The sequence below is a fragment of the Microbacterium sp. EF45047 genome, assembly GCF_028472845.1.
In the GTDB taxonomy this organism is placed as follows: domain Bacteria; phylum Actinomycetota; class Actinomycetes; order Actinomycetales; family Microbacteriaceae; genus Microbacterium; species Microbacterium neungamense.
In genome coordinates this window covers 1,617,055-1,633,115 of the sequence record NZ_CP069429.1, presented here as the reverse complement: position 1 = coordinate 1,633,115, position 16,061 = coordinate 1,617,055, and the positions used below count along the sequence as shown (strand labels likewise).

The window sequence follows — 16,061 nt, the reverse complement described above, 5'->3', positions numbered from 1 at the left end:
CGTGCGCCGGCCCGCACCGCTGCCCGCCCGGCCGGACGAGCCGAGCCAGGAGGACGCGGAGGTCCGCGCCCCCGCGCCGTTCCGCAAGCCGCGTCGCGGGGTGTCGGATGCCGCGGTGCCCACCGCCGACGCCGCGGACGCGCAGGCCCTCGCCGGCGCGGCGGACGTGCAGGCCCGTGACGGTGCGGCGGATGCCGTGCCCGACCGGCCGCTCAGCAGCGCGGACGTGTGGCGGGCCGCCCGCGCGCGCCGGAGAGCGCTGCGCGCCGAGATCCGCCGGTTCACGCTGCGGTCGCGCCGGCGGCGGATGATCTGGTTGGGATCGCTGGGAGCGGTCCTGCTGCTGGTCCTCGGCAGCGTCGTGGCCGCCTACAGCCCGCTGTTCGCGGTGCAGAAGATCACGGTGGCAGGCGCGCAGACGCTGGATCCGGCTGCGGTCGAGGCCGCCCTCGCGGAGCAGCAGGGGACGCCACTCGCTCTCGTCGACCGCAGCGCGGTGCGCGCGGCGCTGATGACGTTCCCGCTGATCGAGTCGTACTCCCTGGAGGCCAGGCCCCCGCACGAGCTGCTGGTGCGGATCGTGGAGCGCGTGCCGATCGGGGTGATCGAGTCCGAGGCGGGCTTCACCCTGGTCGACGCCGCCGGGGTGGTGCTCTCGACCACGCCGAGCAGGCCCGACGGCGCCCCCCTGCTGGAGATCGACGGCGGCACCGATTCGGCTGCCTTCCGCAGCGCAGGGATGGTGGTGCGTTCCCTCCCCGCCGACGTGCGCGCGGCCCTGGTCGGCGTGAGCGCCTCCTCGGCGGACGACGTCACGCTCACCCTCACCGACGACCGCTCGGTGGTGTGGGGGAGCGCCGAACGCTCCGCCGAGAAGGCGGCGACCCTCGACCGGCTGATCGCGGCGCGGCCGGATGCACGCACCTTCGACGTCTCCTCGCCGAGCGTCGGCGTCGTCGGCGGCTGAGCCCGCGCCGTCGCCGCTGATTCCGGAGGCGATCGTCACGACACGCCGTGTCGCTGCGGGCAGCCGGGATGCCTGCGCATACCTTCGTCTCAGGAGAACGCAATACCGGGAAATACTTTACACCTCTAGTTGAGGTTTAAGGTTCACCCCGCACCAGGCTCGAATAACGGAGGCCGGCCATGAGCCAGAACCAGAACTACCTCGCCGTGATCAAGGTCGTCGGCGTCGGCGGTGGCGGCGTCAACGCCGTGAACCGCATGATCGAACTCGGCCTGCGTGGCGTCGAGTTCATCGCCGTCAACACCGACGCGCAGGCGCTGCTGATGAGCGACGCCGATGTCAAGCTCGACGTGGGCCGCGAGCTCACCCGCGGCCTCGGCGCCGGTGCGGACCCCGAGGTCGGCCGTCGCGCCGCCGAGGACCACGCCGAGGAGATCGAGCAGGCGCTCACCGGCGCGGACATGGTCTTCGTCACGGCGGGCGAGGGCGGCGGTACCGGCACCGGCGGTGCGCCGGTGGTGGCGCGCATCGCGAAGTCCATCGGCGCCCTCACCATCGGCGTCGTCACCAAGCCGTTCTCCTTCGAAGGCCGTCGCCGGCAGAGCCAGGCCGAGGCCGGCGTCGCGAAGCTGAAGGAAGAGGTCGACACCCTCATCGTGGTGCCGAACGACCGGCTGCTGGAGATCAGCGACCGCGGCATCTCGATGATCGAGGCGTTCGCCACCGCCGACCAGGTGCTTCTGGCCGGTGTGCAGGGCATCACCGACCTGATCACCACCCCCGGCCTGATCAACCTCGACTTCGCCGACGTGAAGTCGGTCATGCAGGGCGCGGGCTCCGCGCTGATGGGCATCGGCTCCGCGCGCGGCGCGGACCGCGCGATCAAGGCCGCTGAGCTGGCCGTCGAATCGCCGCTCCTGGAGGCGTCGATCGAGGGCGCCCACGGCGTGCTGCTGTCGATCCAGGGCGGTTCGAACCTCGGCATCTTCGAGATCCACGACGCCGCGGACCTGGTCAAGGAGGCCGCGCACCCGGAGGCGAACATCATCTTCGGCACCGTGATCGACGACACCCTGGGCGACGAGGTGCGCGTCACCGTCATCGCCGCAGGCTTCGACGGCGGGGAGCCGGCTCCGCGCCTGGAGCCCATGGTCGTCGAGCGCCCGGCCGCCGTGCTGCCCGAGGTGCGCCTCGAGGAGAAGGCCGAGGAGCCCGCGGCATCCGAGCCGGTCCGTCCGTCGTCCCCGGTGTCCGCTCCGGCCCCGACCAGCCTCGAGCCGGCCTTCGCCGACGACGACATCGACATCCCCGAGTTCCTGAAGTGAGTCTGGAGGCGCGGCTGTCGGCGATCGACGAGCGGATCGCCGACGCTGCGCGCCGGGCCGGCCGCGACCCGGGGGAGATCACCCGGATCGTGGTCACCAAGTTCCACCCGGCGTCGCTGGTGCGCGAGCTGCACGCTCTCGGCGTGCGCGACGTCGGCGAGAACCGCCAGCAGGAGCTCACCGCCAAGCGCGGCGAGCTCGGCGACCTGGATGGTCTGCGCTGGCATTTCATCGGCCAGGCGCAGACCAACAAGGCGTCCGCGATCCGCCGCGACGCGGACGTCGTCCACTCCGTCGACCGCGTCAAGCTCGCGGACGCCCTGCATCGCGCGGCATCCGGCGAGGACGTGCTGGACGTCCTCGTGCAGGTCAACCTCACCGACGATCCCGGCCGCGGCGGTTCGAGCCTCGCGGATGCCGAGGCCGTCGCCGAGCACGTTCTCGGCCTGGACTCGCTCCGGCTGCGCGGCGTGATGGCCGTCGCACCGCTCGACGAGGACCCCGCATCCGCCTTCGCGCGGCTGCGCACCGTGGCCGACCGCGTCCGCCTGCTCGCCCCCGACGCGACCTGGATCTCGGCCGGGATGACCGGCGATTTCGTGGAGGCGATCGAGGCCGGCGCGACACACCTGCGGATCGGTTCCGCAATCACCGGCCCCCGGCCCGACCGGGTTTAGCCTTGCAAACAGACCAGCCCGACACGTTCGAACCGGAGGACACGATGGGTAACCCGCTGAAGAAGACCATGGTGTATCTCGGCCTCGCCGACGAGGAAGAGGTCTACCAGGAGGAGGCGCAGGCGCCCGTCCGCGCCCAGCGCGAGACCCCGGCGCACCGCGAGGAGCCGGCGCCCGCGCCGGTGACGCCGCTGCGTCGTCCCACCGCGATCCGCCAGCCCGCCGCCGGTGCGGTGAACGAGATCCTCACCGTGCACCCGAAGCAGTACCGCGACGCGCAGGTGATCGCCGAGAACTTCCGCGAGGGCGTGCCGGTCATCATCAACCTGTCGCAGATGAGCGACGCCGACGCGCGCCGGCTCATCGACTTCGCGAGCGGGCTGTCGCTGGGTCTGTACGGCCGCATCGAGCGCGTGACCAGCAAGGTGTTCCTGCTTTCGCCGGAGAACATCTCGGTCTCGGGTCAGGGCGGCATCGCGCAGGCGGACTCCGCCTCGTTCGACCACTCCTGAGCGGGTGGGCGGGTTTCTCAGCATCCTCGGCGGCATCGTCGAGACGGTGCTGACGCTGTACATCCTGGTGCTGTTCGCACGCCTGATCCTGGACTACATCCCGATGCTCAATCGGGAGTGGCGGCCGAAGGGCTTCGGGCTGGTCGCCGCGGAGGCCGTCTACACGGTCACCGACCCTCCGATCCGCTTCTTCCGCCGGCTGGTCCCGCCGCTGCGCATCGGCACGATCTCCCTCGATTTCGGCTTCGCGCTGACCATGATCGTGGTGCTGATCGTGATGTCGATCGTGCGCGCGCTGACCTGACCGCCGAACGCGCGGCCCGGCGCCCGGCGACCTCGCACCACTCAGGCGGGGGGACTATGCTTGGCTCCCAGGTGCGCGCCCCGGGTTCGCGCCGCAGCTGACAAACGCGCCATCTCGCAACGAACTGGCCACCGAACTCATCGAAAGAGGAGCCACACATGGCACTGACCCCGGATGACGTCGTCCACAAGGAGTTCCAGCACGTCCGCTTCAAGGACGGGTTCGACCCTGAGGAGGTCGACGACTACCTCGACGAGATCGTCGTTGAATGGCGTAAGACCATCGAGGAGAACAACGAGCTGAAGGCCAAGCTCGCCGCCTACGAGTCGGGCGAGGCCACCCCGGTCGCCGCCGCCGCTCCCGCCGAGGCGGGCGCACCGGCTGCCGAGGGCAACGCGACGAGCGCCACCGCCGGCATCATCGAGCTCGCGCAGCGTCTGCACGACGAGCACGTCGCCGAGGGCGAGGCCAAGCGCCGCCAGCTCATCGAGGAGGCCGAGGCCGAGGTCGCCCGCATCCGCAGCGAGGCCGAGGCCAAGCAGCGCGAGGAGTCCGCCCGCCTCGAGCGCGAGCGCAACACCCTCGAGGGCCGCATCACCGAGCTCCGCGAGTTCGAGCGCGACTACCGCAGCAAGCTGCGCAACCTCATCGAGGGCCAGCTCCGCGAGCTCGACCAGAAGGCTGCGGCCTCGGACTCCACCCCGGTGTCCGCCACCGGGCTGTAAGGCGTCCCTTTGCCAGGACGTCGTCCGCTTCGTCGGTCGGCGGCCGGCGCGATCGTCGCAATCCTCGCGGCGCTCGTGCTGGCCGCCGATCAGTTTGTGAAGCACCTGACCATCGAGAACCTGCCGCTGCAGGAGCCCGTGCCCGTGCTCGGGGAGTTCCTGCAGCTGTACCACGCGCGCAACTCCGGTGCGGCGTTCTCGATCGGCGCCGGGGTGACCTGGATCTTCACCATCGCTCTCGCGCTGGTCGCCGGCATCATCGTGTGGAAGGCGTTCGCCCTGCGCTCGCGCCTGTGGGCCGTGGTGCTCGGATGCCTGCTCGGCGGCGTGCTCGGGAACCTCACCGACCGGCTGTTCCGGGAACCGGGCTTCGCCGTGGGGCACGTGGTCGACATGATCTCGATGCCGTGGATGATGCCCGCGATCTTCAACGTGGCGGACATCTTCATCGTCTGCGGCATGATCGCGGTCGCGCTGCTCATCGTCACCGGCCTGCGCTTCGACGGCACCCGGGAGCGGGATCACGTCGCAGCGGCGGCGCGGGCCGACGGCGCCGCGGCCGACCGCGGATCGGCGGGCGGCGCGGCGGCGGGTGTCACCGGCACCGAGGAGCGCTGAGCGTGCAGTCGCGGTCCCTCCCCGTCCCGGACGGTCTCGACGGCGCCCGCGTGGACGCTGCGCTGGCGAAGATGCTCGGGTTCTCCCGGACCTTCGCGGCGGAGGTCGCCGAGGCCGGCGGCGTCACGCTCGACGGCGCGGTGCTCGGCAAGTCCGACAAGCTCCGCGCCGGCGGCTGGCTCGAGGTGAGCTGGCAGCCGAAGGAGGAGCCGCGCATCGTGCCGATCGCGGTGCCCGAGCTGGGGATCATCCACGACGACGACGACATCGTCGTGGTGGACAAGCCGACCGGTGTGGCCGCGCATCCGTCCCTGGGGTGGGACGGGCCGACCGTGGTCGGGGCGCTGGCGGCCGCCGGCTTCCGCATCGCCACGAGCGGGGCGCCGGAGCGGCAGGGCGTCGTGCACCGGCTGGACGTGGGGACGAGCGGCCTGATGGTCGTCGCGAAGACCGAGTCCGCCTACACCGCCCTCAAGCGCGCGTTCAAGGAGCGCACGGTCGAGAAGATCTACCACGCCGTGGTGCAGGGGCATCCCGACCCGCTCGCGGGCACGATCGACGCGCCGATCGGCCGGCATCCGAACCACCAGTGGAAGTTCGCGGTGACCCCGGAGGGCAAGCCGTCGGTCACGCACTACGAGACCCTCGAGGCGTTCCCCGGGGCGTCGCTGCTGGAGATCCACCTCGAGACCGGCCGGACCCATCAGATCCGCGTGCACATGGCCGCGCACCGGCATCCGTGCGTCGGCGACCCCCTCTACGGCGCCGACCCGACGATGGCGGCGCGCCTGGGCCTCACCCGCCAGTGGCTGCACGCCCACGAGCTCGCGTTCACGCATCCGCGCACGGGCGAGTGGGTGCACTTCGCCTCGCCGTATCCCGACGACTTCCAGCACGCCCTCGCCGTTCTCCGCCTCTCCGGTCGTTGAGCGAGCGCAGGGAGACGAAACGCGTTCCGGCCCCGGTGTCCGACGCCGGTGGCACACTGACCCCATGAGCATCGAGGTCCGCCCCGCGACCGTCTTCGAAGACGTCGCCACACTGGTCGGCCCGAAGAAGCCGACCTCCAACGTCTGCTTCTGCCTGAGCTACCGCCTCGGCAGCAAGGAGAATCTCGCTCTGCGCGGTGCTGCCAGGGCGGAGAAGGTCCGCGAGCTCTGCGCGCAGGATCCTCCGCCCGGCGTCATCGCGTACCTCGATGGGGAGCCGGTCGGCTGGGCGGCGCTGCATCCACGTCGGGAGACGAGCTTCGCGCGCAACCGGCTGATCCCGCACGTCGACGATCTCGACGTCTGGTCGCTGTGGTGCTTCCGGGTGAGGCCCGGGTACCGCAAGCAGGGGGTGACGCACGCGCTGATCGACGGCGCCGTCGCCTACGCCCGTGAGCGCGGCGCCCCGGCCGTCGAGGGCTACCCGGTGGACAACCGCGGCGAGAAGGTGGATCTGACCATGGCGTACGTCGGCACGCGTGCGCTGTTCGAGCGCGCCGGGTTCGTGAAGGCCGCCGACACGGGCTCTGTCCTCAGCGGGTTCCCGCGCGTGCTGATGCGGCTCGATCTGCGCCACCCCGCGTGACGGATGCCCCGGCTCAGGGCGTGACGCGCCCGCCGCGGAAGTGCGCCGGGTCGTCCTCAGCCAGGGCGAGGGCGATCTTCCGCACGTGGGCCTGGTCCACCTCGCCCATGGCGCCGAGGTCGTAGAAGCCGACCTCGGTGAGCTCCCCGTCCGCGGGATGCGGGTCCCCGGACACCCATGTGCAGCGGAACACGATGTCCAGGTAGTCGACCTGATCGCCGTTGGCGTAGGTCACGCGCGGCAGCTGCTGCACGAGGGCGAGCCGGTCCACCGACACCACGACCCCCGCCTCCTCCAGACACTCCCGCGCGGCGGCATCCGCCGGCTCCTCGCCCGGCTCGACGATCCCCGCGACCAGCTGCCAGGCGCCGTTGTCGGCGCGCTTGCCGAGCAGCACCTTCTCGTCCCGGAAGACGACCGCGGTGACCCCGACCAGCGAGAGCGGCGCGGTGCCGACGTGCCGGCGGAGGGCGGTCACGAAGTCAGGTGTGGGCATGCCACTCAGGCTATCCCGGCCGACAGCCGCCGGTGTCCGAACTCAAACGTAGACTCGAGGCATGGCATCCGACTCCTTCGTCCACCTCCATGTGCACAGCGAGTACTCGATGCTGGACGGGGCCGCCAAGATCAACGCGATGACGCAGACTGCCGCCGATTACGGGATGCCGGCGATCGCCGTCACCGACCACGGCAACACCTTCGCCGCTTTCGAGTTCTACAACGCCGCCCGGGCATCCGGGGTCAAGCCGATCATCGGCCTCGAGGCGTACGTCACCCCGGGGACGCACCGCAGCGACAAGTCCCGGGTCTCCTGGGGATCCCCGGACCAGAAGAACGACGACGTCTCCGGTGGCGGCGCGTACACCCACATGACGCTGTGGAGCGAGAGCACCGAAGGGATGCACAACCTCTTCCGACTCAGCTCGCTCTCCAGCATCGAGGGCTACTACTTCAAGCCGCGCATGGACCGCGAGCTGCTGCAGACCTACGGCAAAGGGCTCATCGCCACGACCGGATGCCCGTCCGGCGAGGTGCAGACCCGCCTGCGCCTCGGCCAGTACGACGCGGCGCGCGCCGCCGCCGCCGAGTTCCAGGACATCTTCGGCAAGGACAACTACTTCGCCGAGATCATGGACCACGGTCTCTCCATCGAGCGCCGGGTGATGACCGACCTGCTCCGGCTCGCCAAGGACCTCGGCATCCCGCTGGTCGCCACCAACGACTCGCACTACACGCATCAGCACGAGGCCGACGCGCATGCCGCGCTGCTGTGCGTGCAGTCCGGCTCCACGCTCGACGATCCGAACCGGTTCAAGTTCGACGGCGACGGCTACTACATCAAGACCGCGCAGGAGATGCGTCAGCTGTTCCGCGACCACCCCGAAGCCTGCGACAACACGCTGCTCATCGCCGAGCGGTGCCAGGTGGAGTTCAACACCTCCGCGAACTACATGCCGCGCTTCCCGGTCCCCGAAGGCGAGACCGAGGACAGCTGGCTGATCAAGGAGGTCGAGAAGGGCCTGCACTACCGGTACCCGAACGGCATCCCCGACAAGGTCCGCAAGCAAGCGGAGTACGAGACGGGCATCATCCTGCAGATGGGCTTCCCGGGGTACTTCCTCGTCGTCGCCGACTTCATCAACTGGGCGAAGGACCACGGCATCCGCGTCGGCCCCGGCCGCGGCTCCGGTGCCGGCTCGATGGTCGCGTACGCGATGCGCATCACCGACCTCGACCCGCTCGAGCACGGTCTCATCTTCGAGCGCTTCCTGAACCCCGACCGCGTCTCCATGCCCGACTTCGATGTCGACTTCGACGACCGCCGTCGTGGCGAGGTGATCGAGTACGTCACCGAGAAGTACGGCTCGGAGCGGGTCGCTCAGATCGTCACCTATGGCACGATCAAGTCCAAGCAGGCACTGAAGGATGCCGGGCGCGTGCTCGGCTTCCCGTTCAGCATGGGGGAGCGCCTGACGAAGGCGATGCCGCCGCCCGTGATGGGCAAGGACATGCCCCTGGACGGCATGTTCGACCCGCAGCATCCGCGCTACAAGGAGGCGAGCGAGTTCCGCGCGCTGATCGAGACCGACCCGGACGCGAAGACCGTGTTCGACCGGGCCGTGGGGCTCGAGGGGCTGAAGCGTCAGTGGGGAGTGCACGCCGCCGGCGTCATCATGTCGAGCGAGCCGCTGCTCGACATCATCCCGATCATGAAGCGGGAGCAGGACGGGCAGATCGTCACCCAGTTCGACTATCCCGCCTGCGAGGCGCTCGGCCTGATCAAGATGGACTTCCTGGGGCTGCGGAACCTCACCATCATCTCGGACGCGCTGGACAACATCCGCTCCAACCGCGGCGAGGAGCTCGACCTCGAACATCTCGCCCTCGACGACCGCGCCGCCTACGACCTGCTCGCCCGCGGCGACACCCTGGGCGTGTTCCAGCTCGACGGCGGGCCGATGCGCTCGCTGCTGCGGCTGATGAAGCCCGACAACTTCGAGGACATCTCCGCCGTCATCGCCCTGTACCGCCCGGGGCCGATGGGTGCGAACTCGCACACGAACTATGCGCTGCGTAAGAACGGGCAGCAGCCGATCACCCCGATCCATCCCGAGCTCGAGGAGCCGCTGCGCGACATCCTCGACACGACCTACGGCCTGATCATCTATCAGGAGCAGGTCATGGCGATCGCGCAGAAGGTGGCCGGGTTCAGTCTCGGACAGGCCGACATCCTGCGCCGCGCCATGGGCAAGAAGAAGAAGTCCGAGCTGGACAAGCAGTACGAGGGCTTCTCCGGCGGTATGAAGGAGCGCGGCTTCAGCGACGAGGCGATCAAGGCGCTGTGGGACATCCTGCTGCCGTTCTCGGACTACGCGTTCAACAAAGCGCACTCCGCCGCGTACGGGCTGGTCTCCTACTGGACCGCCTACCTGAAGGCCCACTATCCGGCCGAGTACATGGCCGCGCTGCTCACCAGCGTCGGCGACTCGAAGGACAAGATGGCGCTCTACCTCAACGAGTGCCGCCGGATGGGCATCAAGGTGCTGCCGCCGGACGTCTCCGAGTCGATCGCGTTCTTCGCGGCCGTCGGCGAGGACATCCGCTTCGGTCTCGGGGCCGTGCGGAACGTCGGCAGCAACGTGGTCGACGGCATCATCGAGGCGCGCAAGGACGGCACGTTCACCTCCTTCCACGACTTCCTCGACAAGGTGCCCCTGCACGTCGCGAACAAGCGGACCGTCGAGTCGCTGATCAAAGCCGGTGCGTTCGACTCGCTCGGCAACACGCGCCGGGCGCTGCTGGAGATCCACGAGGATGCCGTCGAGGCGGCCGTCGACCGCAAGCGCAACGAGGCCCAGGGGGCCATCGGCTTCGACTTCGACAGCCTCTACGACGAGCCCGAGGCGATGCCCGCCAAGGTGCCGGAGCGACCGGAGTTCACCAAGAAGGACAAGCTCGCCTTCGAGCGCGAGATGCTCGGGCTGTACGTCTCGGATCATCCGCTCGCCGGGCTCGAGGTCGCGCTCGCCAAGCACGCCTCGATCTCGATCCACGACCTGAACAACTCGGAGGATCTCCAGGACGGCGATCAGGTCACCGTCGCCGGGCTGGTCACCAGCGTGCAGCACCGGGTCGCGAAGGCCAGCGGCAACCCGTACGGCATGATCACGATCGAAGACTTCAACGGCGAGGTCACCGTCATGTTCATGGGCAAGACGTACACCGAGTTCCAGCACGTGCTGCAGCAGGACGCGATCCTCGCCGTGCGCGGCCGGGTGTCCCGTCGCGACGACGGCCTGAACCTGCACGCGCAGTCCGCGTTCGCGCCCGATGTCGGCTCCTTCGACGCCGCCGGACCGCTGTCGCTCCTGGTCGCGGAGCAGCGCGCCACGGAGCGGGTGATGACCGATCTCGCCGAGGTGCTGCGCCGGCACGCTGGCGACACCGAGGTGCTGCTTCGCGTGCACCGCGGCTCCTCCGCCAAGGTGTTCGAGGTGCCGATGCCGGTCCGCGTGTCGGCGGACCTGTTCGGCGACCTGAAGTCCCTGCTCGGGCCGTCCTGCCTCGGCTGAGCGCGGCCCTGCCCCGGGGCAGCGCGACGCCGGCGACCTCCGGCCGCATGAGCGAGCCGGGTAGGATCGGTGGCGCGCGCGGGAACCGCGACGAAAGGAACTCTCCCATGAGCACGGACCGGGACATGCCGGGCGCCGAGGACAGCGCGGGCGTCGACGAGACCACGCACGAGCGCCTGGGGAACGACAGCATGCGCCCCGCTGTCGACACGACGCAGCCCGAGGAGGACGGCGTCCTCTACGAGGAGCAGGTGAAGCCGGAGTACGGCATCCTCGGGATGACCCTGCGCGAACTGCTCATCGTCGGCGCCTGGGCCCTCGCCTTCCTGGTGTCGTTCTTCCCGCTCGCCTTCCACGGCACCTCGGTGTGGGGGAGCGGGCTCGGCTGGATCCTCACCATCGGCGTGCCCACCGCCGCCGTGTTCCTCATCGTGCTTCGCCGGTTCTCTCCGGACGGCATCCGCCGCGTCGGCTCGCTCGGCATCGACCAGTTCGCCTCCGTCGCGTTCTCCGTCGGGGCCGTGGCGTGGGCCCAGGAGGTCTGGGCCCGTGCGGCTGCGTCGATCGAGACCGGCCTGTACCTGGTGGGCTGGGTGCCGATCCTGCAGCTCCTGTTGATGCTCGCCCTGGTCGCGTTCACGGTCGCCGCCCCGCTCATCCCCGGGCTGCGCGAGGACTTCCACGGTCGCCTCGAGACGCTCGCGCACCGCAACGCCAACCCCGTCCGCCCGGTCATCGCACGTCCGCGGCCGGCGACGGATGCCGGCGGGCACGCCCCTGCCGCCCCGGCGCGCGCGGAGACGGGTGCCGCCGCTCCCGCGGTGGCGCGGCCGACGACCGGCTTCGCGCCGGTCGCGCCCGCGGGCCCGGATGCTGCGGCCCGCGACGCGCAGGAGACGACGGTGATCCCGACCGGTGCCGTCGGCGAGCCCTTCGAGGCCGCGAGTTCCGAAGCCGCGAGTTCCGAAGCCGCGATTTCCGGGGCCGGGGCTTCCGAGGGTGAGCCCGCGTCTGCGGGTGAGCCCGTGGCGGCGTCGGTGCCGGGCCCGCCTGCGCCGGCGTCAGAGCCGGGCCAGCAGGCCGAGGAGCCCGTCGACGCCGGAGCCGCCGCTGGTTCCTCACCGGATGGGTCCCCCGATGAGCCAGGGCCGTCCGAACCGGTCGCCGTGGCCGAGGCATCCGGCGCCGACGCCACGGCGTCCGCACCCGCCGAGCCGGACTCGACCGGAACCCGCCCCGACGAGGCGGACTCGGCCGGACCCCGCCCCGACGCGGACCGGCCCGACCCTGAGGACCCGACCCTGGCGTTCCAGACGCCCGTCGCCCAGCCGTTCTGGATCCTCGCCCCGACCGAGCGCGACGTCCACGACGAGCGAGGCCGCCCGATCTTCCGGATCGGCCCGACGGCGTGGGCGCTCGTCATCGAGGACCGCGGCGGCGCCTACGTCGTGCGGCACGACGACGGCCGGATCGGGTTCCTGCACGACATCTCCGACGTGACGAAGGGCTGACAGTTGCGCACCATCGATCTCCGCGGGCAGCGACTCTCGCCCGCAGGAATGCTCGCCGCCGTCCCGCGTGCCGTGCAGGCGCGCGCCGAGGCGCTCGAGGCCGCCGCCCGCATCGTTGAGGACGTCCGCGCTCGCGGCGAGGAGGCGCTCCGGGAGCAGGCCGAACGCTTCGACCGGGTGACCGGCCACGCCATCCGTGTCCCCGCCGAGCACCTCGCCGAGGCCGCGGCATCCCTCTCCCCGGCGGTGCGGGACGCGCTCGAGGAGGCCATCGCGCGCGTGCGCCAGGCATCCGCCGCCCAGGTCCCGGCTCCGCAGACCACCCGCATCGGCCCCGGCGCCACCATCGCGCAGCGCTGGCAGCCGGTCGGCCGTGCCGGCGTATACATCCCCGGGGGCAAAGCGGTGTACCCGTCCAGCGTCGTGATGAACGTCGTCCCCGCCCAGGTCGCCGGCGTCGCCTCGATCGCGCTGGCGTCCCCGCCGCAGGCCGATCACGACGGACGCGTGCACCCGACGATTCTCGCGGCCGCGGCGCTGCTGGGCGTGGGCGAGGTGTACGCCATGGGCGGCGCCGGCGCCATCGGCGCCCTCGCCTGGGGCGTGCCGAGCCTCGGCCTCGACCCGGTCGACGTCGTCTCCGGACCCGGCAACAACTACGTCGCTTCCGCCAAGCGCGCGGTCGCCGGCATCGTGGGGACGGATGCCGAGGCCGGCGCGACCGAGATCCTCATCGTGGCGGATGCCGACGCCGACGCGCGGCTCGTCGCCGCCGACCTGATCAGCCAGGCCGAGCACGACGAGCAGGCCTCGGCCGTGCTCGTCACCGACTCCGAGGAACTGGCCGGCCGTGTGGCGGACGAGGTGGCCGAGCTCGCCGCGCGCACGCGGCACCGCGAGCGTGTCGCCGCCGCCCTCGCCGGCCCGCAGTCCGCGATCGTGCTCGTCGACGACGGCGACATGGCGGCGGCGTTCAGCAACGCGTACGCCCCCGAGCACCTGGAGCTGCACATCGCCGACGCGGCGGCGGCCGCCCCTCGGTTCACGAGCGCCGGCGCGGTGTTCGTGGGTCCGCAGACCCCGGTCAGCCTCGGCGACTACATGGCCGGCAGCAACCACGTCCTGCCCACCGGGGGTCAAGCGCGGTACGCGGCCGGACTGGGCGCGTACACCTTCCTGCGTCCGCAGCAGGTCATCGAGTACGACCACGAGGCCCTCGCCGGCGTCCGGGCGGGCGTGGTCGCACTCGCCGACGCCGAGGCGCTGCCCGCACACGGCGAGGCGATCGAGGCGCGGTTCGAGGACGCCCGGCGGGCCCCCGGCGCCGAGCGAGTACGCTGAGAGATCATGCACTGCCCCTTCTGCCGGCATCCGGACTCCCGAGTGATCGACTCGCGCACCAGCGACGACGGTCTCTCGATCAAGCGCCGGCGCCAGTGCCCCGAGTGCGGAGGCCGCTTCTCGACCACTGAGACCGCGAGCCTGATGGTGATCAAGCGCTCCGGCGTGATGGAGCCGTTCAGCCGTGACAAGGTGATCACCGGCGTCCGAAAGGCGTGCCAGGGGCGCCCGGTCACCGAGGCGGATCTCGCCGTCCTCGCCCAGCGCGTCGAAGAGGCGGTACGGCAGACCGGCGTCTCGCAGCTGGACACGCGCGAGATCGGCCTGGCCATCCTCGGTCCGCTGCGCGAGCTCGACGAGGTCGCCTACCTGCGCTTCGCGAGCGTCTACCAGGAGTTCGACTCGCTGGAGGACTTCGAAGCAGCGATCGGCGATCTGCGCGCCGATCATGCGCGGACCGAGCAGTCCGACCGGTAGCCTGGCAAGGATGTACCCGCTTCTCTTCCGTCACGTCCTGTCGCGCCTCGATCCGGAGTTCGCCCACCACGCCGCGATGGCCGTGATCCGAGTGCTCGGCGTGCCGCCCTTCTCCTGGGCTGCGCGGGCGCTCACCGCACCGGACCGGCGCCTGGAGGTGCGCGCCCTCGGGCTGACCTTCCCGTCGCCCTTCGGCGTGGCGGCCGGGTTCGACAAGAACGCGGTCGGCGTGCGCGGTCTGGAGGCGCTCGGGTTCGGGCACATCGAGGTGGGCACGATCACCGCGATCCCGCAGGAGGGGAACCCGAAACCGCGGCTGTTCCGGCTCGTCCCCGACCGTGCGGTGATCAACAGGATGGGCTTCAACAACGCCGGTGCGGATGCCGCGGCGCGTCACCTGAGCCGGCTGCGCCGCCGAGCGCCCCGCGCGGTCATCGGCGTGAACATCGGCAAGAGCCGCGTGGTGGAGGTCGAGAACGCCACCGCGGACTACGTCGCCTCGGCCACCCGGCTCGCTCCGCTCGCGGACTACCTGGCGGTGAACGTCTCGTCGCCGAACACGCCCGGGCTGCGCGGCCTGCAGGCCGTGGAGACGCTCGCGCCGCTGCTGCGGGCCGTGAAGGAGGCGGCCGGCGCGACCCCGCTGCTCGTGAAGATCGCCCCCGACCTCCCGGACGAGGAGATCGCCGCCATCGCGAAGCTCGCCGTCGCCGAGGGGCTCGCCGGCATCATCGCCCACAACACCACGATCTCGCGCGAGGGCCTGCGCACCGACCCCGCCGTGGTCGAGGCGGCCGGCGCGGGCGGTCTCTCCGGCGCGCCGCTCAAGGAGCGCTCGCTCGAGGTGCTCGCCGTCGTCAAGGCGGCCGTGCCGGATGACTTCTGCGTGATCTCGGTCGGGGGCGTGGAGACCGCCGAGGACGTGCAGCGGCGGCTGGATGCCGGGGCGACCCTGGTGCAGGGCTACACCGCGTTCCTCTATCGCGGTCCGCTCTGGGCGCGCCAGATCAACCGCGGCCTCCGCTGACGCCGCCGATCACCCCCTCCTCCCGCCGAACACGCCACATTGTGGCTCGTTGTGCTGGTTGGACGCGCTGCGACCCGTCGAACGCGCCACATTGTGGCTGGCCGTGCTGGTCGGATGCCTCATACCCCAGCGGACGACACATTGTGGCGCGTTGTGCTGGTTGGAGGCGCCGCGACCCGTCGAATGCGACACATTGTGGCTGGCCGTGCTGGTCGGACGCGCCATGCCTTAGCGGACGATACTTTGTGGCGCGTCGTGCTGGTTGGAGGCGCAGCGACCTGCCGAACGCGACACAATGTGGCGCGGGTGGCAGGTGCGGCGTGGAGCAGGGGGTCAGACGGGGTACTGGCCGCGCTTGACCTGCGGCTTCGGGAGGCGCATGAAGCGCATCTGCAGGGCGCGCATCGCGGCGTACCAGCCCAGGCCCTTCTCACGGCGCTCGATGCCGAACTTCGCCGCGGCCTTCTTCTTCACCCGGATGCCGAGGATCACCATGTCCGCGATCGCGAGGAGCATGTAGCCCCACAGTGCGGCCATCGACCACAGCGACACCTCGGGGATCGGCACCATCGCCAGCAGGATCACCACGAGCATCGCGGCCATGACCCACTCCGAGAGGTGCCAGCCGGCATCCACGTAGTCCCGCACCCAGCGGCGCTGCGGACCCTTGTCGCGCGGGGGAAGGTACTTGTCCTCGCCGCGCTCCATGCCGAGACGGGCACGCTCCCGGCGCGCCTGCAGCTCGGCCTTCGCCGCGGCCCTCGCCTCCTTCGTGTTGGCCACGAGCGGACGACGGCGCTCCGCCTCCCGCTCGGCACGTGTCGGCGTCCGCCGTCCCTTACCCGTGGCGGGCGTCTGCGGGGCGTCGTCGTTCGTCGAGGGGGTGGGAGTGGGCACGGGCATCCTCAGTTCCGAGTCGGGGTCCTCTT

At 71.0% G+C, this 16,061-nt stretch carries 16 protein-coding genes; 14 read left to right on the top strand and 2 right to left on the bottom strand.

The genetic code is table 11. The features are described 5' to 3' along the window. The first annotated feature begins 1 nt into the window (after position 1). The 9 genes from JRG78_RS07880 to JRG78_RS07840 all read left to right on the top strand — a co-directional run bounded on the left by JRG78_RS07880 (position 2) and on the right by JRG78_RS07840 (position 6,703). Entirely contained in the window at positions 2 to 967 is a 966-nt protein-coding gene (locus tag JRG78_RS07880; protein WP_259606176.1) for an FtsQ-type POTRA domain-containing protein, read from the top strand. Positions 968 to 1,146: 179 nt separating this feature from the next. Then, the gene (gene ftsZ / locus JRG78_RS07875; RefSeq protein ID WP_272653266.1) at positions 1,147 to 2,292 is read left to right on the top strand and encodes a cell division protein FtsZ; all 1,146 of its coding nucleotides are present in this window, start codon (positions 1,147 to 1,149) and stop codon (positions 2,290 to 2,292) included. Then, positions 2,289 to 2,969, top strand: a complete 681-nt coding sequence (locus tag JRG78_RS07870; protein ID WP_272653265.1) for a YggS family pyridoxal phosphate-dependent enzyme — start codon at positions 2,289 to 2,291, stop codon at positions 2,967 to 2,969. The genes ftsZ and JRG78_RS07870 overlap by 4 nt, the downstream gene beginning before the upstream one ends. 44 nt (positions 2,970 to 3,013) lie before the next feature. After that, entirely contained in the window at positions 3,014 to 3,481 is a 468-nt protein-coding gene (locus tag JRG78_RS07865; protein WP_259606173.1) for a cell division protein SepF, read from the top strand. Between the two features lie 4 nt (positions 3,482 to 3,485). Then, positions 3,486 to 3,785: a YggT family protein gene (locus tag JRG78_RS07860; RefSeq protein ID WP_259606172.1), complete on the top strand. Its 300-nt coding sequence runs from the start codon at positions 3,486 to 3,488 to the stop codon at positions 3,783 to 3,785. Positions 3,786 to 3,943: 158 nt separating this feature from the next. After that, complete coding sequence (locus tag JRG78_RS07855) at positions 3,944 to 4,510, top strand: DivIVA domain-containing protein (RefSeq protein WP_259606171.1); 567 nt, start codon at positions 3,944 to 3,946, stop codon at positions 4,508 to 4,510. Positions 4,511 to 4,585: 75 nt separating this feature from the next. Beyond that, positions 4,586 to 5,128 (top strand): signal peptidase II, encoded by a 543-nt coding sequence (lspA, locus tag JRG78_RS07850; protein WP_442927373.1) that lies wholly within the window; start codon positions 4,586 to 4,588, stop codon positions 5,126 to 5,128. A 2-nt stretch (positions 5,129 to 5,130) separates the two neighbouring features. Continuing rightward, a complete protein-coding gene (locus JRG78_RS07845; RefSeq protein WP_259606169.1) occupies positions 5,131 to 6,057 on the top strand; it encodes an RluA family pseudouridine synthase in 927 nt (308 codons plus the stop codon). Between the two features lie 64 nt (positions 6,058 to 6,121). After that, positions 6,122 to 6,703 (top strand): GNAT family N-acetyltransferase, encoded by a 582-nt coding sequence (locus JRG78_RS07840; protein ID WP_259606168.1) that lies wholly within the window; start codon positions 6,122 to 6,124, stop codon positions 6,701 to 6,703. Between the two features lie 13 nt (positions 6,704 to 6,716). Here the strand turns inward: JRG78_RS07840 and JRG78_RS07835 are convergent, their stop codons facing one another. Next, positions 6,717 to 7,199, bottom strand: coding sequence for an NUDIX hydrolase (locus JRG78_RS07835; RefSeq protein WP_259606167.1), 483 nt, complete (start codon positions 7,197 to 7,199; stop codon positions 6,717 to 6,719). Between the two features lie 61 nt (positions 7,200 to 7,260). Here JRG78_RS07835 and dnaE point away from each other — a divergent pair, with 61 nt between their 5' ends. The 5 genes from dnaE (at position 7,261) to JRG78_RS07810 (ending at position 15,132) form a co-directional block, all read left to right on the top strand. After that, complete coding sequence (gene dnaE, locus JRG78_RS07830; protein ID WP_259606166.1) at positions 7,261 to 10,776, top strand: DNA polymerase III subunit alpha; 3,516 nt, start codon at positions 7,261 to 7,263, stop codon at positions 10,774 to 10,776. A gap of 107 nt (positions 10,777 to 10,883) precedes the next feature. After that, on the top strand, positions 10,884 to 12,287 hold the full coding sequence (locus JRG78_RS07825) for a hypothetical protein (protein ID WP_272653264.1): 1,404 nt from the start codon (positions 10,884 to 10,886) through the stop codon (positions 12,285 to 12,287). A gap of 48 nt (positions 12,288 to 12,335) precedes the next feature. Continuing rightward, positions 12,336 to 13,628 carry a histidinol dehydrogenase gene (gene hisD / locus JRG78_RS07820; RefSeq protein WP_259606164.1) on the top strand — a complete coding sequence of 431 codons (1,293 nt, stop codon included), beginning with the start codon at positions 12,336 to 12,338 and terminating at the stop codon, positions 13,626 to 13,628. Between the two features lie 6 nt (positions 13,629 to 13,634). Further along, the gene (gene nrdR / locus JRG78_RS07815) at positions 13,635 to 14,105 is read left to right on the top strand and encodes a transcriptional regulator NrdR (protein WP_259606163.1); all 471 of its coding nucleotides are present in this window, start codon (positions 13,635 to 13,637) and stop codon (positions 14,103 to 14,105) included. 10 nt (positions 14,106 to 14,115) lie between these two features. Continuing rightward, positions 14,116 to 15,132 (top strand): quinone-dependent dihydroorotate dehydrogenase, encoded by a 1,017-nt coding sequence (locus JRG78_RS07810; RefSeq protein WP_259606162.1) that lies wholly within the window; start codon positions 14,116 to 14,118, stop codon positions 15,130 to 15,132. 333 nt (positions 15,133 to 15,465) lie between these two features. On the opposite strand, the gene JRG78_RS07805 is transcribed toward JRG78_RS07810, so the two are convergent. Beyond that, positions 15,466 to 16,035, bottom strand: a complete 570-nt coding sequence (locus JRG78_RS07805; RefSeq protein WP_432806395.1) for a DUF3043 domain-containing protein — start codon at positions 16,033 to 16,035, stop codon at positions 15,466 to 15,468. Between the last annotated feature and the right edge of the window lie 26 nt (positions 16,036 to 16,061).